Below are 19,995 nucleotides of genomic sequence, written 5' to 3'. Positions count from 1 at the left end.
ATCCTTAGAGGTAAGCGCTATTTACTGCTTTTGTTATCCACCAGCACCGCCAGCAAAATCACCGCCGCTTTGACGATCATCTGATAGTAGGAAGAGACGCCCAACAGGTTAAGACCATTATTCAGGAAGCCAAGGATCAGCGCACCGATCAGCGTGCCCATAATGCGTCCTTTGCCGCCTGCCAGACTGGTTCCACCCAGCACAACCGCTGCGATGGCATCCAGCTCATAGCCAGTGCCTGCGGTTGGCTGCGCCGAGGAGAGGCGAGCCACTTCAATGGTGCCCGCCAGCGCTGCCAGCATGCCGCTTAGCGCATAGACGATCACTTTTACGCGATTAACATTGATCCCGGAGAGACGGGTTGCCGCTTCATTGCCGCCCAGTGCATAGATGTAACGCCCCAAACGCGTATGGTGCAGCATGTACCAGGCTGCCAAAAACACCACCGCCATCAGCCATACCGGCGTCGGGATCCCCAGTGGACGACCAATACCGAACCAGCCAAACAAATCGGCATTCTCATTAAAGCCGGTATTCACCGGGCTGCCGTCGGTATAAACCATGGTCACGCCGCGCAGCAGCAACATCATTACCAGCGTGGCGATAAAGGCCTGCACTTTTCCCTTCGCAACTATGGTGCCAGTAACCGCGCCAATCGCTGCCCCCAGCCCCAGCGCGGCGGCCACGGCCAGCAGCGCATTAACCTCCAGCCCGACAAGTGATGCCGCTACCGCGCCGGTTAGCGCCAGCAGCGAGCCAACAGAAAGGTCGATGCCGGAGGTCAGAATAACCAGCGTCATACCCACCGCCATAATGGCGTTTACCGAGGTCTGCTGCAGGATATTGAACAGGTTATTAACGGTAAAAAAGTTCGGGCTCTGGCTGGCAACGACGGCAATCAGCACAATCAGGGCAATCAGCGACTTTTGTTCCAGCAGCCAGGCCTTGCTGAACCAGCGGCGGCGGGCTGGTAAGGTTTGGGTACTCATAAATGTGCTAACTCCTCGCTGTGTTGCTTGCCTACGGCGGCAGCCATCAGGACTTCCTGCGTGGCCTGTTCAGTGGAAAACTCGCCGCTCAGGCGGCCTTCATGCATAACCAGAATGCGATCGCTCATCCCCAGCACTTCCGGCATTTCAGAAGAGACGAGAATGATGCTCAGCCCTTCCTCTTTAAACTGGTTGATCAGCTGATAAATCTCTTTCTTGGCACCGACATCCACGCCGCGCGTGGGCTCATCAAGGATCAGTACGTTGGGCCGAGTCATCAGGCCGCGGGCAATGGCAACTTTCTGCTGATTACCGCCGGAAAGCAGGCCGATGGTCTGATCCATACCCGGCGTTTTGATATTAAACAGACGAATAAAATCGCTGACTGCCAACTGTTCGGCGCTGTGCTTTAACGCGCCGCCGCCGTTACTGAAATAGCTCAGCGCGGTCAGTGACATGTTCTCTTTCACCGACATGCCCAGTACCAGGCCGTCGCGTTTACGATCTTCTGAAATATAAACGATGCCGTTAGCCAGACCGTCCTGCGGCGTACGAACGTTAATTTCGCGCCCGTTTAACACCACTTTGCCGGCGCTACGCGGCAGCGCGCCGTACAGCATTTTCATCAGCTCGGTACGGCCAGCGCCCATGAGTCCGGAGACCCCTAAGATTTCGCCTTTGCGCAGCGTAAAGCTGACGTTATCAATACCCGGCCCGCTGAGGTTTTCTACCTGCAGGCGAATTTCGCCTGGCGCTTTATCCAGTCGTGGATATTGATCTTCCAGCTTGCGTCCTACCATCATTTCAATCAGCGAGGCTTCTGTTAGCGTATCGACGCTGCGCTCGGCAATAAACTGACCGTCGCGGAAAACCGTAACGTCATCGCAAATTTCAAAAATTTCTTTCATGCGATGAGAGATATAAACAATGCCGCAGCCCTGCGCTTTGAGTTCGTTGATCACCCGAAACAGCGATACTGTTTCGGTATCGGTTAGCGCATCGGTGGGTTCATCCATCACGATCACTTTTGACTCAAAGCTGAGAACTTTAGCAATCTCCACCATTTGCTGGTCGCCGATAGAGAGGTCGCCCACCAGTCGATGACTGTTAAAGCGCAGATTAAGGCGTTTGAGCAACGTATCCGCTTCGGCATGCATCTTTTTCCAGTCGATGCGGCTAAAACGGTTAACAAACTCGCGGCCCAGGAAAATGTTCTCGGCGATAGAGAGCTGTGGGATCAGGTTCAGCTCCTGATGGATAATGCCGATGCCTGCTTCCTGTGACGCTTTCGGCCCGCTGAAGTGCGTCTCTTCGCCCAGCCACTGCAACGAGCCGGCATCACGTTTATAGATACCGGTCAGCACTTTCATCATGGTGGATTTGCCCGCGCCGTTTTCGCCTACCAGCGCCATCACCCGACCTGGATAAACGGAAAGCGCAGCGCCATTCAACGCCTTTACGCCCGGGAATGATTTTTCGATGCCTTTTAGTTGCAGTAGCGGTTGCATAGCAGCCTCAGAAGGTCACGCCGGCGGTCAGGATAATATTCGCGTAGGGCGTACATTCCCCACTGCGAATGACCGCCTGGCTCCGTTGCGTTAAAGTTTTGAATTGTTCATGAGGAACATAGGCGATGGTGATGTCATTGCCCTGCTGACGTTGCAGCACTTCCAGCAGCGCGATCAGTTCGTTATGCAGCCTGGCGTTATGCGTACGGATCTCTTCAGCAATAATGGCGCTTTCCACTTGCATTTCGTGCGTAACGGCCTGCGCGACCTGTAAAAAGCTGGGAATGCCATGCGTTACCGCGAGATCGATCCGCTGTGGGCCGGCGGGAATGGGCAGTCCGGCATCGCCAATTGTCAGGCTGTCGGTGTGCCCAAGACGAGCGATAACCGTAGAAATTTCCGCGTTAAGTAAGGTGCCTTTTTTCATGATGCGCTCCTGAGCGAAACGTTTCGCCAAAACGGAGTTTCAGAAAAATCGGGGTTGTTGACAACAGGAAGGTAACAGAATTGTGATCGCCATCGAAACGTTTCGCTGGCGGGTGAGGAAATTTGATTTAGGTAAAGAAACGGGCCGGTTAAGGCCCGTATCAGCGGATTAACTGAAGACCATACCGCCATCAATAAGCAACGCCTGGCCGGTCATATAATCGGAATCCGGGCCTGCCAGGAACGCGACGCAGGCAGCGACATCTTCTGGTTCGGAAAGGCGGCCCAGCGTGATGCGTTTAGCAAACTCAGCGGTACCGTATCCCGGAGCCTGGCCTGCAGCAGCTGAAACCTGACGGTCGATTTCATCCCACATCGGCGTTTTTACAATGCCAGGACAATAGGCGTTTACGGTAATGCCCAGCGGCGCCAGATCGCGTGCGGCTGTCTGGGTCAGACCGCGTACGGCAAACTTGCTGGAGCTGTAAACGGCCAGCTCCGGGTTCCCTACGTGGCCCGCCTGCGAAGAGGCGTTGATAATTTTGCCGCCGTGCCCCAGCGCTTTAAAAGCTTTGACCGCCGCCTGAATGCCCCAGATCACCCCTTTCACGTTGATGTTGTAAACCTTATCGACGATTTCCGGCGTAATATCTTCAATCAGCGTGGTAGGCGCAACGCCCGCGTTATTGACGATCACATCAAATCCACCCAGCTGCTGCCGGGCCTGCTCAACTGCCGCAAATACCTGATCGCGATCGGAGACATCCGCCTGCAGCGCAATGGCTTTACCGCCCTGCCGCGTAATCTCTTCGGCAGCCTGACGTGCGGTTTCCGCATTGTAATCCACTACCGCGACGGCAAATCCATCTTTCGCCAGCCGCAGGGCAATGGCTTTACCGATGCCCTGACCGGAACCGGTCACTAATGCAACTTTGCTTTCCATAACTGCTCCTTGCTGAGTTGATAAAGGGGTATTACAGGATCTGGCTCAGATGCAGCTGCCCCATCAGTTTGGGGTTGTCGGCATAATCTACCGGCACCGCAACCACAGCAGGTCCCTGTACATCCATCGCCTGACGCAGTATTGGCTCCAGCTGATCGGCGCTTTCCACCGCGAATCCTGCTGCGCCAAAGGCTTCTGCGTAGGTTTTGAAATCGATCGGGCCAAACTCCACGCCGGAAAGACGCTGGTATTTTTGCTCTTCCTGAATCGCCACCATGTTGTAACCGTTATCGACCCAGATGATGTGCAACACGTTGGCGCCAAGGCGCACCGCCGTTTCCAGCTCCATGCTTGACTGCATAAAACCGCCATCGCCGGAGACCGATACCACTTTACGGCTCGGATCCACCAGCCATGCGCCAATCGCCCACGGCAGCGCAACGCCCATGGTCTGCTGACCGTTGGAGATCATGATCTGGCGGGCTCGGAAGCTGTAAAGGTAGCGGGCAATCCAGATATGGAAGCTGCCCATATCCACGGTCAACGTCACGTCGCTGTTAATGATGTCCTGCATCGCGCGCACAATACGCAGCGGATGCAGGGCAAACTGGTTCAGCTGGTGACCGCGCATCGCCAGCAGCTCACGCTGCTGCTGACGATCTTTCAGAATGTGTGCGGATTCAGGGCTAAGATGCAGCGGCGCCTCGATACGTGCGGCCAGCTTATCCAGCGTGGCGGCGATGTCACCAATCAGTTCGGCATCTGGCTGATAACAGTTGTCGGTTTCCGCAGGCAGTACATCTATATGCACCAGCTCGGCGTTACCGCTGTTCCATTTCGCAGGTTCATATTCCACCGGACTGTAGCCGATAGTGATAATCAGATCTGCCTGCAGCAGCAGGCGATCGCCCGCCTGGTTATTAAACAGTCCCACACGTCCGGCAAAGCGAGAGAAGTGCGATTGCGATACGGCACCGGCTGCCTGGTAGGTGCTGGTGACCGGAATATGGCTGCGCTCCAGCAGACGATGCAGCGCTTTGGCATTTTTCGGCTGACTGGCCATCAGGCCGAGCAGGATAATTGGGTTTTTCGCTTTCGCGATTTTATCAGCGACGCGGTTAATGGCGCAGTCTGGCGCAGAGCCAAGCAGCAGCTCGCCTGCTGGCGTCAGCACATTACCGCGTACCGGTCCATCGACGATGTCCTGCGGCAGGCTGATAAACGCGCCGCCAGGGCGACCCAGCTCCGCATAGCGAAAGGCGTTGGCAAGGATTTCACCCAGCGCATCCGGCGCGCCCACTTCTACCGCATATTTGGTGATCGGACGGAACATACCCACGGTATCCATGCTTTGATGGACCAGCTTGGCGCTATCCGCACGTTTTACCGCGCCGCCCAGCGCCACCACCGGATCGCCTTCAGAGGTTGCCGTCGCCATGCCGGTGATCAGGTTAGAGCAGCCGGGACCGGAAGTAACCAGCGCCACGCCCGCTTTACCGGTTAAACGCCCTACCGCTGCGGCCATAAACGCGGCGTTGGCTTCATGGCGAACCGGAATGGTTTGAATAGAGGAGTCCACCAGCGAGTCGAAAACTTTATCAACCTTAGCGCCGGGGATACCAAACACCTGTTTAACACCCTGCGCCTCCAGCTGGGCGACAACCAAATCGGCGCCGTGCGCCCATTCTTTCTGCATATCGCTTTTCATTTTTTCTCCTGTGGCGGGATTCAGCTTTCTACGGCGCGAATGGCGCTGTCGAGATCGTCCGGGTTGAGATCGGCCTGTAAGAAGTCACGATCGTCCGGCAGATCGATTACCAGCTTGCTAATGGCACCGAAGGTCAGTACGCCAGACTCCAGGCTATAATCGAGTACATGACCGCCGCCCTGACGGTCATCGGTAATGAAGTGTTCGTGATAGCCCGCTACGTTAATGCCCTGCATATACTGCGGCGTGCGAAAGCCAATCAATACGCCATCGCGCTGGTTAAAATGGAAGGTTGGCTGTTGTTCAATAGCCTCCATCATCGGTTTATAAGGACGATGCTGGCAGGGCACGGTACGCGTCTGAACCTGGTGAAAACGGCCATCAATGCGCAACGCACAGAACTGGTTATCCGATACGATTTGCTGATTAATGATTTCATGCACCGCATCGCGATCGGCAACGCCACTAAAACGATGCTGATACTGCGGACGGAAAAAGGTCATTACGGCAAACGGCGTACGTTGATCAGGCTGGGCCGCATTGGCGCTGCCATCGGCGCGCAGTTGATATACGTTGCTGTTAAAAGCGATCATCTCACCATCAAGGTGATTAAAGGTTCCCAGGCCGAAATCTCCTTTCTTCAGCAGATCGGCAATGGTTTTCGAACCTTCATAAACGCCGCTCAGCAGAGCGCTCATCAGCGAGGTCTGATAGATTACGCTTTCTGGTTGTTCCTCGCGCAGCGCACTGATGGTTTCAGCAAGCTGTTTCTCGCATGAACAATCAGTTACAGAATGTGACATGATTCTCCCCTCTGCACAAAAGGTTAACACTGTTTAACTATATGTTCGCGCTATTCAGTGGGAGAATCCAATACAGAAAGCCCTTCACTTTGAGACGTTTTAGATATGGAACTACGGTATCTTCGTTATTTCGTCGCTGTTGCGCAGACGCGTAACTTCACTCGCGCGGCTGAGATGCTGGGGATTTCCCAGCCGCCGTTAAGCCAGCAAATATTGCGTCTGGAGCGAGAGATAGGGACGCCGCTGCTAAAGCGGCTGACACGAGGCGTGGAACTCACAGAGGCCGGGGAGGCGTTTTATCAGGATGCCTGTCAGATCCTTGATTTAACCGGACATGCGCTGGAAAAAGCGAAAGGCATTGCGCGGGGCGTTACGGGTAAGCTGTCGCTGGGTTTTGCCAGCTCGGTGGCCTTTCATCAGGATATTTTCCGCCTGCTACAGACTTTTCAACAACAGTTTCCCTCGGTAACGCTGTTGCCTCGTGAGGCCAGTATGTCTTCACTGATGCAGGATCTTCAGGAGGGATTGCTGGATGCCGCTTTTGTCCGCCTGCCCTGTGAAACCAGCAAGACCTTTAACCTCAAGCTGATCGCCAGCGAAAAGATGCAAATTGTCCTGCATAACGCTCATCCGCTCAGCACAAAGCAGGAAATTTCGCTAAGTCAGCTCAGCGATACGCCAATGGTAATGTTTCCATGGGAGATTGCGCCCAGCCTGTATGAATCCATTATCAGCGCCTGTGTGCGGGCGGGCTTTCAGCCACAAACCGGGCCGCATGCGCCGCAGCTCTCTTCGATTATCGGCATGGTTTCAGCCGGGTTTGGCTTTGCGCTGGTGCCACAATCGCTTAGCTGCGTCGCAATGCCTGATATCAGCTTCCATCCTTGTCAGGAGGCGTCGCTGACCACCGATATTGCGCTGGCCTGGCGACGCTGGGATCGTTCACCAACGTTGCAGCATCTGTTGGATACGCTAACGCAGCAGCTGAACGTTGATACTTAACCCTGGATTTTACGTACCTGTTTAACTTCCAGCTGCGCATCGTTAAAGGCTTTATCCAGTTCGCCCTGTAGCTCAACTTTATCTCCAGGACTTATGCTCTGGCCTTTCCAGTCTTCCTCATCGATCTCTACTGAAAGTGTGCCGGTTGCATCCTGGAACAGATAGTCATCGTCGCTGAGGCGCTTAACAATATTGCCGCGTACGGTAATCCAGCTGTCATCCTTCATCTCTTTGGCTTCTTTTACCGTGACCACATTTTGTGGGCCTTTAAAGCCGCCTTTCTGGGTCTGGGTATGCGGTGCGTTCGGATCGACAAAACCACCGGTCTGCGCCGCCAGTGCCGGCATTGTGAACAGAGCGACAATCGCAACCATTGCAACATGCTTCTTCATTGAATTTCCCTCGTTTGTTAATGGCTCGGATAGAGGCTTCTAAGTACAGCACAGGGTTCTTAACAGGATCTTAAGTGAGTCCATCTTTTTATGCGTTTGTTGTCTGGTCGCAACATTTGCCCCCTTCTTCTGTACAAGCGAAGCGTTTTTTCCGTATAACGGCGACAGTGAGAGAGATCGGGAACCCCCATGCGTATTCTGTTAATTGAAGACGATCGTTTAATTGGTGATGGCATCAAAGCCGGGCTGGGCAAGCTGGGTTTTAGCGTTGACTGGATAATGGATGGCGAGCAGGGAATAGCAGCGCTAAAGGCAGCCACCTATGATGCCGTTGTGCTGGATCTCAGCCTGCCACAGCGCGACGGTATGGATATTTTGCGCAGCTGGCGTAGCCACGGCGAAGATATTCCGGTACTGATTTTAACCGCACGCGATGCGGTGGCGCAGCGGGTAGAGGGGTTGCAGCAGGGCGCGGATGATTATCTCTGCAAGCCTTTTGCGTTGAGTGAGGTGGCGGCACGCCTGCAGGCGTTGATCCGTCGACGCCACGGCCAGTTACAGCCTACCTTAACCCACGGCGCGCTGACGCTTGATCCCGCTGCGCGTACCGTCACGCTGGATAATGAGCTGATCGAACTGAAGCCGCGCGAGCTGGCGCTGCTGGAGCTGTTTATGCTCAATGCAGGACGGGTGCTGACGCGGGCACAGCTGGAGGAGAAGCTTTACAGTTGGGATCAGGATGTTTCCAGTAACGCGGTAGAAGTACATATTCACCATCTGCGTAAAAAGCTGGGCAGTGCTTTTATTCGCACGGTGCATGGTGTGGGCTATACGCTGGGAGCAACGCCATGAAACAGATGAGCCTGCGCGCCCGGCTGATGAGCGGCTTTTTGCTGTTAACGGCGATCTGCTGGGGAGCGGCGAGCATCAGCGCCTGGTTCCAGGCACGTCATACCATTAACGAGCTGTTTGATACACAACAGATGTTGTTTGCTAAGCGGCTAATTACCCTTAACCCGGCGGAGCTGAACCGCGCCACGCTGCCCGCGACGAAAAAAGTGTTGTCCGATCATCGTGGCCAGCAGGAGGACGATGCGCTGGCTTTCGCCATTTTTAATCGTGCAGGAAAGCGGGTATTTGACGACGGCGAGAAGGGCAAAGATTTTCTTTTTGAGCCAAATTATCGCGGTTTTCGCGACGGAAGTCTGCGTGATGATGACGATCTCTGGCGTATGGTCTGGCTGAATACGCCCGATGGGCAGTATGTGGTGGCCGTAGGTCAGGAGTGGGAATATCGCGATGAAATGACCGGCGCGGTGGTACGCAGCACGCTGCTGCCGTGGCTATTCGCCTTACCGCTGATGCTTATCCTGCTGCTATGGCTGCTGCAACGCGAGCTGGCACCGTTAAAACAGATAGCCCACCAGCTTCAGCGCCGCTTGCCGGATGATAGCGCCTCCCTTAATGCCGCCAGGCTGCCCTCTGAAGTCAGGCCGATGGTTGATGCCCTGAATGGCCTCTTTTCGCGCATTCATCAGATGCTGCAACGTGAAAGGCGTTTTACTTCCGATGCCGCGCATGAGTTACGCAGTCCGCTGGCGGCGCTAAAAGTGCAAAGCGAAGTAGTGCAACTGGCACATGACGATGCAGAGATGCGTCAGCATGCGCTGGTCAATCTGGACGCCGGTATCGATCGTGCCACGCGACTGGTGGATCAGTTGCTAACGCTTTCCCGTCTGGATGCGCAGCGAACGCTGGCGGAAAGTGAAACGGTCGATTTAGCGCAGCTGACGCAGCAGGCGATTGTGGAACAGGATAGCGTCGCGCAGCGCGCCGGCATTACCCTGCGGCTGGAAAACCTGGTGGGCGAACGCTTTCCTTATCAGGGACATGCGCTGCTGCTCTCGCTGCTGCTGCGTAATCTGCTGGATAATGCCATTCGTTACGGACGTCGCGGCGGCACGGTGACGGTGACGCTGCGTCAACAACAGCTGGAGATAAGCGATAACGGACTAGGCGTTAGTGAAGAGGCGCTGCAGCGCATCGGCGAACGTTTTTACCGTCCGCCAGGACAGGAGAAATCGGGCAGCGGGCTGGGACTATCGATCGTACAGCATATCGCCGCGATACACGGCATGCAGATCCGGCTGGCGAATCGACCGCAAGGCGGCTTCCGCGTGACGTTCGATCTGCCATAAGAAAAAATATGGATGTCTTTATGGATAATATTAAATAGCCATAAAAAATCGATGTACCTCATTTTCAGACAACGCGGAAATCCAAAGCGCGGGGAAGTTCAGGCATAAGAGTAAAGCGCCCCGCGCCATGGACGGCGCGGGCCGAGCTGTCCGCTAGATTTCTACCTGCGTGCCCAGCTCAATCACCCGGTTCGGCGGGATCTCAAACTGATCGGGTGCGCGCAGCGCGTTACGCTGCAAGGCCAGGAACAGCTTGCCGCGCAAATGCAAATACCAGGGTCGTTTGCCAATGATCAGCGATTCGTGCGACATAAAGAAGGAGGTTTCCGTCATGCGGCAGTTAAGCCCTTCCAGACCGCAGCGATGGAAAATCTCTTCCATATTGGGCGTTTCCCGCCAGCCATAGCTGCCTACCACACGCCAGAAGGTCGGCGAAAGCTGCTCAATGGTCACGCGGCGAACGTTATGCACGTAAGGCGCATCTTCGGTACGCAGCGTCAGTAGCACCACGCGCTCATGCAGCACCTTGTTATGTTTCAGGTTATGCAGCAGAGCAAAGGGAATAACATTCAGCGCGCGCGACATATAAACCGCCGTACCCGGCACGCGCACCGGCGGCGATTTCTCCAGCGAAGCGATCATCGCCTCAAGGGAGTTGCCGTGCTCATGCATGCGGCGCAGCAACCGGAAACGTTCGCTTTTCCAGGTGGTCATGATGATAAACATCGCCAGCCCCAGACAGAGCGGCAGCCAGCCGCCGGAAAAAACTTTAATCAGGTTGGCCGAGAAAAGCGGAATATCAATACATAACAGCCCTGACAGGATTGCTCCCACCAACAGACGGTTCCAGTGCCAGTTTTTAACCGCCACCGTACAGACCAGAATCGACGTCAGGATCATGGTTCCGGTCACGGCGATACCGTAAGCCGCCGCCAGATTGCTGGAGTGTTCGAAGCTGATAATCACAATCAGCACCGCATAGTAGAGCAGCCAGTTAATCACCGGGATATAGATCTGGCCGGACTCCTCTTCTGAAGTATGAATAATGCGCATCGGCGGCAGATAACCCAGGCGTACCGCCTGACGCGTCAGAGAAAACACGCCGGAGATCACCGCCTGTGAGGCGATAACCGTGGCTAACGTAGCGAGAATCAACATGGGAATCAGCGCCCAGTCCGGCGCCAGCAGGAAAAAGGGGTTTTTAATCGCTTCCGGATGCTCCAGCAGCAGCGCGCCCTGACCGAAATAGTTCAGCACCAGCGACGGAAGAACAACGCTAAACCAGGCCAGACGAATCGGTATCTTACCGAAGTGCCCCATATCCGCATACAGAGCTTCCACGCCGGTTATCGACAGCACCACCGCGCCCAGCGCAAAGAAAGAAACCTGTTTATATTCAAGAAAGAAATGCACCGCCCAGCTGGGATTCAGCGCCTGCAGAACTTCGGGGTTATGAAAAATGCTGCGTGCGCCCAGCACCGCCAGTACGCCAAACCACAGCAGCATCACCGGAGCAAACAGCTTGCCAACCATGCCGGTGCCATGTTTCTGAATAATAAACAGCAGCGTCAGTACGGTAATCGACAGCGGCACAATATAGGCATCCAGCGAAGGCGCTGCGATTTCAAGACCCTCAATGGCCGACATCACTGAAATAGCAGGCGTAATTACGACTTCGCCATAAAAAAAACTGCCGCCAATCAGCCCCATAATGACCAGCACGGCGGTCGCGCGTCCGCCCGTGTTGCGGCCTGCCAGCGACATCAGCGTGAGTATTCCCCCCTCTCCGGCATTATCGGCGCGCATGACATAGCTGATATATTTCAGCGACACCACCAGAATCAGCAACCAGAAAATCAGCGATAAAAAGCCAAATACGGCTCCTCGCTCTACGCCAAAGCCAAACTGCCCGGACAGGCACTCGCGTAGGGTGTAAAGCGGACTGGTGCCAATATCCCCGTAAACCACACCTATTGCCGCCAGCGTTACGGCGGCGAGAGGCTGCTTCTTATCAGAGCTCATAATGTCATCTTTTGTTGGAGCGAAGTAACGCATCTCTGCGCACGGCTCAAGCCATCAAAAAGCGCACAGTATGCCTAATTTTCTGCAAAAGCCCACCCCTGAACCTGGGCAGCTTTTGGCATCTTTAAGCAATAAAAGCGCCGCTTCACCGTTTCACGATAAAAAAGCTGACGACTATCAACGCATTCAAGCATGATAGCCAGTAGTGTTTGCGCTCGCTAATCGGGTATTGCGTGTGCAGTAGTAACAGGATAATTGACTGATTATGGCTCAACCACATCTACTGGCGGAAAGAATTTCTCGTCTCAGCAATGCGTTAGAAAAAGGCTTATATGAACGTCATCATGCTGTTCGCCTTTGTTTGCTGGCGGCGCTTAGCGGAGAAAGCGTTTTTTTACTTGGTCCGCCTGGCATTGCCAAAAGTCTGATTGCCCGCCGCCTGAAATTCGCTTTCCAACATGCGCGCGCGTTTGAATATTTGATGACGCGCTTCTCCACGCCGGAAGAGGTTTTCGGCCCGCTTTCCATTCAGGCGCTGAAAGATGAAGGCCGTTATCAACGGCTCACCAAAGGTTACCTTCCCGACGCGGAAATCGTTTTTCTGGATGAGATCTGGAAAGCGGGCCCTGCAATCCTCAACACGCTGCTTACCGCTATCAATGAACGTCGCTTCCGTAACGGTGATTGCGAAGAAACGATACCCATGCGGCTGTTGGTCACCGCCTCCAACGAACTGCCTGAAGCAAACAGCGGGCTGGAAGCGCTCTATGACCGAATGCTGATTCGTCTGTGGCTGGATAACGTCCATGAAAAGCAAAATTTCCGGAATATGTTAATCCACCAGCAGGATGAAAACGCGAATCCTGTAGACAGCACGTTGTGCATTAGTGATGAAGAGTATCAGCAGTGGCAGGCCAGTATCATGCAGGTGGCACTGCCGGAGCCAGTATTCGAACTGATTTATCAACTGCGTCAGCGGCTGGAAGCGTTACCGGATGCGCCTTATATCTCTGACAGACGCTGGAAAAAAGCGATTCATTTGCTGCAGGCCAGCGCCTTTTTCAGCGGCCGCCAGGCTATCGCGCCGGTGGATCTGATCCTGTTAAAAGATTGCCTGTGGCACGATCTCCCCTCAATGACGCTGTTGGATCGCGAAATCGACACGTTAATGACGCAGCAGGCCTGGCAGCAGCAGTCGATGCTTATTCAGCTACAGCGCATTAAAGCGCGTCGTCTGACGCTGGCGCAGCAGCAAAGCCTCGATCGGGCAATTCAACTCAAGAAGCATGGCGGGAGATTTAGCCGCAAAGCGCACTATGAACTCCCTGCTTCGCTTACCGCAGAGATGCTGACGTTGATGCTGCAACAGCCGCTGGTCCTGCATGAAATGCAGGTTACTCATGTGACCATCGCCCACGATGCCCTGCAACAGTGGCTGCAAAAAGGGGGCGAGGTGCGCGGTAAACTGAACGGCATCGGTTTCGCCCAGCCGCTGAATTTGCAGGTAGACAGCAGCGATTGTCTGGTGCTGCGCGACGTCAGCCTGCAATCGTCCCGGCTGGCGTTGCCCGGCGACCTCGATCATGCCGCGCTACCGGCGGAAATCAGCGAGGCGCTGGACGCGCTGGAAGAGCAACTGCGCAACCAACGCGCTCTCTTTACTCAGCATCAGCGCTGTCTGTTTATCAGCGACGACTGGCTGACCCGTATTGAAAATAGCCTGCAGGATGTGGCTGAACAGCTAAAACAAGCCAGACGATGATCTCTCTGGATACGCTCAACGCGCTGCTGTCGATTAGCGAAGGAGACCTGATTGAAGATCTGGTGATTGTGCTAATGGCTTCGCCGCAGCTGGTACTGTTTTTTGAAAGCTTTCCCGGCATGAAGCAGGCGCTGATGCGTGAAATGCCAGGCCGCAGAGCGGAAATCATTGCGCATTTAAAGGCGGCGCCGGTGCCTGCTACGCTGAATCAGGAGTTTAAACTGTTTCAGCACTATCAAACTTTTGACCCACTGCATTTTACTGCCGCATTGCCTACTTTGCTCAACGACCTCGAAAAACTGGCTTCGCCTTTTGCGGAACAGGCCCGAACACTGGCGGACAACAGCGATCGTCAGCGGTTAAGCCCGGCGCAGCACATGCTGTTTCTTCAGCGCTGGCGACTCAGTCTGACGCTGCAAACCATGACGCTGAATGAGCAGCTGTTAGAGGAACAGCGGGAAGCGCTGCTGGCTGAGCTGCAGCAACGTATGGCCCTCAGCGGGCAGCTGGCGCCGTTACTGTCAGAAAACCAGGAGTCCTGCGCGGGCCGTCTGTGGGATATGAGCGCCGCGCCGTTACAGCACCATGATTATCAGCGGCTGGTGGAGTATGGCGAGTTCCTGGCCGGGCAGCCAGAGCTGATGAAGCTGGCACAGCAACTGGGCCGCAGCCGCGCCGCAAAGGCGGTTCCGGCACAAGAAGCACCGCCGGAAGCGCTGCGTCAGCAGATGCGCGAGCCTGCCAGCGTGCCGGAGGAGGTCAACGGGCTGCATCAGAGCGAAGATGTGCTGCGGCTGCTGCCTGCCGAACTGGCGACGCTGGGGATCGGTGAACTGGAGCTGGAATTCTACCGGCGTCTGGTTGAGAAACGTCTGCTGACCTATCGCCTGCAGGGTGAAAGCTGGCATGAGAAAGTAACGCAGCGCCCGGTTAAACATCAGCAACAGGAAATATGTCCGCGCGGTCCCTTTATTGTCTGCGTAGATACCTCCGGCTCAATGGGTGGCTTTAATGAACGCTGCGCAAAAGCGTTCTGTCTGGCCCTGCTCAAAGTCGCGCTGGCAGACAAACGTCGCTGCTATATCATGCTGTTTGCGCATGAGGTAGTGGGCTATGAACTGACGGCGGAAGATGGTATCGCTCAGGCGATTCGCTTCCTTAACCAGCGCTTTCGCGGCGGCACCGATCTCGCCGCCTGTCTGGAGGCGGTACTGCAACGTTTGCAGGGTGAAGCGTGGCGGGAAGCGGATGCGGTGATCGTGTCTGATTTTATTGCTCAGCGACTGCCGGATGGGCTGATCACAACGATCAAACATCACCAACAGCAGCATCAGCAGCGCTTTCATGCCGTCGCCCTGTCGGCACACGGTAAGCCGGGCATCCTGCGTATTTTCGATTATATCTGGCGCTTCGATACCGGTCTGAAGCAGCGCCTGCTGCGTCGCTGGAAGCGTTAGCGTCACCGGTAGATTGCCTTTGCTTTCCTCGTCGGCAACGGTAGGATGCCTCAGGTCAGTCGGGCATCTTTTTGTTCGGCTCAGCGAATTATTCTTCTTTTTAATACTTAACCAACCGTGGAGCCTAACCGTGGCAGAAACGCTACAACTCGACAATCTGGATCGCGGTATCCTTAATGCGCTGCTGGACAATGCCCGTACCGCCTATGCCGAACTGGCCAAACAGTTCAATGTCAGTCCCGGCACGATTCATGTACGGGTGGAGAAAATGCGTCAGGCCGGCATTATCAAAGGCACACGGGTAGAGATCGACCCCAAACGGCTGGGTTATGACGTCTGCTGCTTTATCGGCATCATTTTAAAAAGCGCCCGCGATTATCCGGCGGCGCTGGCCAAACTGGAAGCGCTGGATGAAGTAGTGGAGGCCTGGTATACCACGGGTCACTACAGCATCTTTATTAAAGTGATGTGTCGATCTATCGATGCCCTGCAATTAGTGCTTATCAACAAGATCCAGACCATTGACGAAATCCAGTCTACCGAAACCCTGATCTCCTTACAGAACCCGATCATGCGCACCATCAAACCCTGAGCTGTGCATAAACTTATCCCGAACGTGGAACCGCGCCGGACAGGCGGATCCACGCATTAACCCACATTAATCTTCCTGTTTTCCACAGGTAGATCCCAGCCTGATCACAGCGTACAATGCTCGCTCTTGATGACAGCGCGTTGCAGGATCGCACCATGGCAGATATCACTCTTATTAGCGGCAGCACTCTTGGCAGTGCGGAATATGTTGCCGAACATCTGGCTGACAAGCTGGAAGAAGCGGGCTTTTCAACCGAGACGCTGCACGGCCCGGCGCTGGACGAACTTTCATTGCAGGGGCTGTGGCTGATTGTTAGTTCCACGCATGGCGCAGGCGAATTACCAGATAATCTGCAGCCGTTATATGAAGCGCTGGAACAGCAGCGCCCGGATCTTTCCGGCTTGCGCTTTGGCGCGGTGGGCATTGGCAACCGCGAATACGATCTTTTTTGCGGTGCGATCAAGCAGTTTGAGCAGTTGATCGTTAGCCTGGGGGCGAAACGCATCGGCGAACGACTGGAAATTGATGTCCTGGAACATGAGATCCCTGAAGATCCGGCAGAGGTTTGGTTAGAGAACTGGCGCTCACTCCTGTAAAAGGCACGATCAAAGCTGGGATCTCCACCCTTTTTTCGGTCGATCCCCAGTTTTTTCCACTCTTTTTATCCCAGGATCTTCCATTAAACTGTGGATAACTAGACTTGAAAGGGTCTGATAACCGGTAGTTATCCAAGGTATAACCTGTGTTGCTTTTTTGTTCTGTGCATAAGTCGCCATTTTGATCCCAGCTTATACGGATCAGGATCACCGATCATTCACAGCAAACGATCCTTACCAACTGTTTGATCTGGCACTCAAAGCAGACCTTATCCACAGAAACCGGCGATCCTAATAAGAGATCTAACAAAGAGATCCTTTAAAGAATAAAGATCTTCTATTAATTACCCTGCGATCCCGACGCTTTCGTCACGCTATGAATTTGAGTAGAATCCACGGCCCAGGGCAATGATCCCTGATCGAACACTAACGAGGTATTTCCCATGTTTTATCCCGATCCTTTTGACGTCATCGTCATTGGCGGTGGTCATGCAGGCACTGAAGCCGCTATGGCTGCGGCCCGGATGGGTCAACAAACGCTGCTGTTAACCCATAACATCGATACGCTGGGGCAAATGTCCTGTAATCCGGCGATCGGCGGCATCGGAAAGGGACATCTGGTGAAAGAAGTGGATGCGATGGGCGGCCTGATGGCCAGCGCGATCGATCGTGCCGGCATCCAGTTTAGGATACTAAACGCCAGCAAAGGACCCGCAGTCCGCGCCACTCGCGCTCAGGCTGACCGGGTGCTTTATCGTCAGGCGGTGCGCACTGCGCTGGAGAATCAGCCCAATCTGATGATCTTCCAGCAGGCGGTAGAGGATCTGATCGTAGAAAACGATCGCGTGGTTGGTGCCGTTACCCAGATGGGACTTAAATTCCGCGCTCGTGCCGTTGTGTTGACGGTCGGCACTTTTCTCGACGGCAAAATTCATATCGGCCTTGATAACTACAGCGGCGGTCGTGCAGGCGATCCACCGTCTATTCCGCTGGCGCGCCGCCTGCGTGAATTGCCGCTACGCGTCAGCCGTCTGAAAACCGGTACGCCGCCGCGTATTGACGCCCGCACCATCGATTTCAGTGTACTGGCCCCGCAGTATGGCGACGATCCAATGCCGGTTTTCTCGTTTATGGGCGATGCTTCGCAGCATCCGCAGCAGGTTCCCTGCTACATCACCCATACCAATGAGCAAACGCATGAAGTGATCCGCAATAACCTCGATCGTAGCCCGATGTATGCTGGCGTGATCGAAGGGATCGGTCCGCGTTACTGCCCGTCGATTGAAGATAAAGTGATGCGCTTTGCCGATCGCAATGCTCATCAGATCTTCCTTGAGCCGGAAGGATTGACCAGCAACGAAATTTACCCGAACGGAATTTCCACCAGCCTGCCGTTTGACGTACAGATGCAAATCGTGCGCTCAATGAAGGGCATGGAAAATGCGAAGATTGTGCGTCCGGGCTATGCGATTGAGTACGACTTCTTCGATCCGCGCGACTTAAAACCCACGCTGGAAAGCAAATTTATTCAGGGCCTGTTTTTTGCCGGTCAGATCAACGGTACTACCGGTTACGAAGAAGCGGCAGCACAGGGCATGCTGGCAGGTTTGAACGCCGGTCGCCTCTCTGCCGGGAAAGAGACCTGGGCTCCGCGTCGCGATCAGGCCTACCTTGGCGTGCTGGTTGACGATCTGTGCACCCTGGGCACCAAAGAGCCGTACCGTATGTTTACGTCACGTGCCGAGTATCGTTTGATGCTGCGCGAAGACAACGCCGATCTGCGTCTCACGGAAACCGCTCGTGAATTGGGGCTGGTTGATGACGCCCGCTGGGCACGCTTCAATCAAAAGCTGGAAAGCATTGAACTGGAACGTCAGCGTTTGCGTGATATTCATGTTCATCCTAAATCCGCTGATGTTGAGCAGGTAAATGCAGCACTGAATACGCCGCTGACCAAAGAGGCGAGCGGAGAAGATCTGCTGCGTCGCCCTGAGATGACCTATCAGCGCCTGATGGAGCTGGAAGGCTTTGGTCCGGCGCTGACCGATCCGCAGGCTGCTGAGCAGGTTGAGATCCAGGTTAAGTATGAAGGTTATATTGCCCGTCAGCAGGAAGAGATAGATCGCCAGCAGCGCAATGAAAACACGCTGTTGCCGGTGGATCTGGATTATCGCAACGTCAACGGACTGTCGAATGAAGTGATCGCCAAACTAAACGATCATAAACCCGGTTCGATTGGACAGGCGTCTCGTATCTCCGGTATCACGCCGGCAGCCATCTCTATTTTGCTTATTTATCTGAAAAAACAGGGCTTGCTGCGTAAAAGCGCCTGATAATAAGGCGGGAAACCGCCTTATTTTTTCATCGGCGACCGCTCGCGGCTGGCAGAGTAAGATCGCGGTGACTTCTCCGCCTGCCCGCCTTTAGCAACTGGAATATCTTGTGATTAATAAACTGACTCAGCTGCTCAGCGCAGCCAACATTTCTCTGTCCGATCAGCAAAAACAGCAGCTGATTGGCTATGTTGAACTGCTGCATAAGTGGAATAAGGCCTATAACCTCACTTCGGTTCGCGATCCGCAAGAGATGCTGGTGCGCCATATTCTCGACAGCATTGTGGTTAACCCTTCTCTTATCGGGAACCGCTTTATCGATGTTGGCACCGGCCCGGGATTACCCGGCGTACCCCTGGCGATTGTACGTCCCGATGCTCATTTCACGCTGCTGGATAGCCTTGGTAAGCGCATACGCTTTTTGCGCCAGGTTCAATTCTCGCTCGGCTTACAGAACATCGAGCCAGTACAGAGCCGTGTGGAAGACTTCAGCGGCGAGCCCGCTTTTGACGGCGTCATCAGCCGGGCATTTGCTTCACTGAGCGATATGGTGAACTGGTGTCACCACCTCCCAGGCAGGGAAGGGCGCTTCTATGCGCTAAAAGGACAGCATCCAGCAGAAGAAATTGCAGCGTTGCCACCTCAGTTTAAGGTTACGGATGTGGTAGCGCTGAAGGTTCCACAACTGGAAGGTGAGCGTCATCTGGTCATTATTGAGACGCTTTAGCTCTTCGTGCCATTCGGTGGTCACCTGATGGCGCTTTTATCGCGGTTGTCCTGCTTAAAAAATGGCCGTTTGATTCTGTTTATTTTCACGCTTGTTCGGCCACTTTTGTTGCATTCACGTTAAATGAACCCGTAGTCATTATCTGAAACTTTTTGTAATATTTAACGTGGAATTTACAAATATTTATCAAGGTGATCACCTTATCTTTGAGCAAAACTGCGATAAATAGTCACTGTTGAAAATATATCGACTTTATCACTCAACCGAAGTAACGATATATTGTTGTCAGAATTTTTAATCGTGATGTCAAATTAAGCGTTTTATTGTTCTTCAGGGCATAATATCATTTTGCTTTTATTATCTAATTGAATAATAAAGCTTTTAATCTTCAGCCGTGCAGGTTTTCTAAGATTAATCCTGCGTGTTTTATCAGTACTATATTAATGAATTGTGATCTAACGCACGCTTTGTGAGCGGAAATTTGACGGAATTGTTGTAATACACAGTTGGTTTTCGCAGAAAGCGACTTTTCAAAAA

The 19,995-nt window shown here is 54.0% G+C and carries 17 protein-coding genes; 9 read left to right on the top strand and 8 right to left on the bottom strand.

Annotated features, from left to right (window positions below; genetic code table 11):
* Nucleotides 1–17: 17 nt before the first annotated feature.
* The 6 genes from rbsC to budA form a co-directional block, all read right to left on the bottom strand.
* Entirely contained in the window at nucleotides 18–989 is a 972-nt protein-coding gene (gene rbsC, locus B1H58_RS07725) for a ribose ABC transporter permease (protein WP_085069212.1), read from the bottom strand.
* Complete coding sequence (rbsA, locus tag B1H58_RS07720; protein WP_085069210.1) at nucleotides 986–2,497, bottom strand: ribose ABC transporter ATP-binding protein RbsA; 1,512 nt, start codon at nucleotides 2,495–2,497, stop codon at nucleotides 986–988. The genes rbsC and rbsA overlap by 4 nt, the downstream gene beginning before the upstream one ends.
* A gap of 7 nt (nucleotides 2,498–2,504) precedes the next feature.
* Nucleotides 2,505–2,924, bottom strand: coding sequence for a D-ribose pyranase (gene rbsD / locus B1H58_RS07715; protein ID WP_085069208.1), 420 nt, complete (start codon nucleotides 2,922–2,924; stop codon nucleotides 2,505–2,507).
* A gap of 168 nt (nucleotides 2,925–3,092) precedes the next feature.
* Entirely contained in the window at nucleotides 3,093–3,866 is a 774-nt protein-coding gene (locus B1H58_RS07710; protein ID WP_085069206.1) for a (S)-acetoin forming diacetyl reductase, read from the bottom strand.
* A 31-nt stretch (nucleotides 3,867–3,897) separates the two neighbouring features.
* Entirely contained in the window at nucleotides 3,898–5,574 is a 1,677-nt protein-coding gene (gene alsS, locus B1H58_RS07705; RefSeq protein WP_085069205.1) for an acetolactate synthase AlsS, read from the bottom strand.
* Nucleotides 5,575–5,594: 20 nt separating this feature from the next.
* On the bottom strand, nucleotides 5,595–6,377 hold the full coding sequence (gene budA / locus B1H58_RS07700; RefSeq protein WP_085069203.1) for an acetolactate decarboxylase: 783 nt from the start codon (nucleotides 6,375–6,377) through the stop codon (nucleotides 5,595–5,597).
* A gap of 105 nt (nucleotides 6,378–6,482) precedes the next feature.
* Here budA and B1H58_RS07695 point away from each other — a divergent pair, with 105 nt between their 5' ends.
* Entirely contained in the window at nucleotides 6,483–7,379 is an 897-nt protein-coding gene (locus B1H58_RS07695) for a LysR family transcriptional regulator (RefSeq protein ID WP_085069201.1), read from the top strand.
* On the opposite strand, the gene B1H58_RS07690 is transcribed toward B1H58_RS07695, so the two are convergent.
* Complete coding sequence (locus tag B1H58_RS07690) at nucleotides 7,376–7,771, bottom strand: YgiW/YdeI family stress tolerance OB fold protein (protein WP_085069199.1); 396 nt, start codon at nucleotides 7,769–7,771, stop codon at nucleotides 7,376–7,378. The two genes, B1H58_RS07695 and B1H58_RS07690, sit on opposite strands and share 4 nt — an antisense overlap.
* Before the next feature lie 189 nt (nucleotides 7,772–7,960).
* On the opposite strand from B1H58_RS07690, the gene qseB reads away from it, so the two are divergent.
* Both qseB and qseC read left to right on the top strand, forming a co-directional pair.
* Nucleotides 7,961–8,623, top strand: coding sequence for a quorum sensing response regulator transcription factor QseB (gene qseB / locus B1H58_RS07685; protein WP_085069197.1), 663 nt, complete (start codon nucleotides 7,961–7,963; stop codon nucleotides 8,621–8,623).
* Entirely contained in the window at nucleotides 8,620–9,969 is a 1,350-nt protein-coding gene (gene qseC, locus B1H58_RS07680; RefSeq protein ID WP_085069195.1) for a quorum sensing histidine kinase QseC, read from the top strand. The genes qseB and qseC overlap by 4 nt, the downstream gene beginning before the upstream one ends.
* A 153-nt stretch (nucleotides 9,970–10,122) precedes the next feature.
* Here the strand turns inward: qseC and kup are convergent, their stop codons facing one another.
* Entirely contained in the window at nucleotides 10,123–11,991 is a 1,869-nt protein-coding gene (kup, locus tag B1H58_RS07675; protein WP_085069194.1) for a low affinity potassium transporter Kup, read from the bottom strand.
* A gap of 265 nt (nucleotides 11,992–12,256) precedes the next feature.
* Here kup and ravA point away from each other — a divergent pair, with 265 nt between their 5' ends.
* The 6 genes from ravA (at nucleotide 12,257) to rsmG (ending at nucleotide 19,458) form a co-directional block, all read left to right on the top strand.
* Entirely contained in the window at nucleotides 12,257–13,753 is a 1,497-nt protein-coding gene (gene ravA / locus B1H58_RS07670; protein ID WP_085069193.1) for an ATPase RavA, read from the top strand.
* Nucleotides 13,750–15,210: an ATPase RavA stimulator ViaA gene (gene viaA, locus B1H58_RS07665; protein ID WP_085069192.1), complete on the top strand. Its 1,461-nt coding sequence runs from the start codon at nucleotides 13,750–13,752 to the stop codon at nucleotides 15,208–15,210. The genes ravA and viaA overlap by 4 nt, the downstream gene beginning before the upstream one ends.
* A 130-nt stretch (nucleotides 15,211–15,340) precedes the next feature.
* Nucleotides 15,341–15,802, top strand: a complete 462-nt coding sequence (asnC, locus tag B1H58_RS07660; RefSeq protein WP_085069191.1) for a transcriptional regulator AsnC — start codon at nucleotides 15,341–15,343, stop codon at nucleotides 15,800–15,802.
* A gap of 155 nt (nucleotides 15,803–15,957) precedes the next feature.
* Nucleotides 15,958–16,398, top strand: a complete 441-nt coding sequence (mioC, locus tag B1H58_RS07655) for an FMN-binding protein MioC (protein ID WP_085069190.1) — start codon at nucleotides 15,958–15,960, stop codon at nucleotides 16,396–16,398.
* A 443-nt stretch (nucleotides 16,399–16,841) separates the two neighbouring features.
* Nucleotides 16,842–18,731 carry a tRNA uridine-5-carboxymethylaminomethyl(34) synthesis enzyme MnmG gene (gene mnmG, locus B1H58_RS07650; RefSeq protein ID WP_085069189.1) on the top strand — a complete coding sequence of 630 codons (1,890 nt, stop codon included), beginning with the start codon at nucleotides 16,842–16,844 and terminating at the stop codon, nucleotides 18,729–18,731.
* Between the two features lie 109 nt (nucleotides 18,732–18,840).
* Nucleotides 18,841–19,458, top strand: coding sequence for a 16S rRNA (guanine(527)-N(7))-methyltransferase RsmG (gene rsmG / locus B1H58_RS07645; protein WP_085069188.1), 618 nt, complete (start codon nucleotides 18,841–18,843; stop codon nucleotides 19,456–19,458).
* Nucleotides 19,459–19,995: the final 537 nt, after the last annotated feature.

Origin of the sequence: Pantoea alhagi (assembly GCF_002101395.1) — a bacterium.
Classification (GTDB): Bacteria; Pseudomonadota; Gammaproteobacteria; order Enterobacterales; family Enterobacteriaceae; genus Mixta; species Mixta alhagi.
The sequence above is the reverse complement of the archived record's forward strand: the minus strand, read 5'-3'. Positions and strand labels throughout refer to the sequence as shown.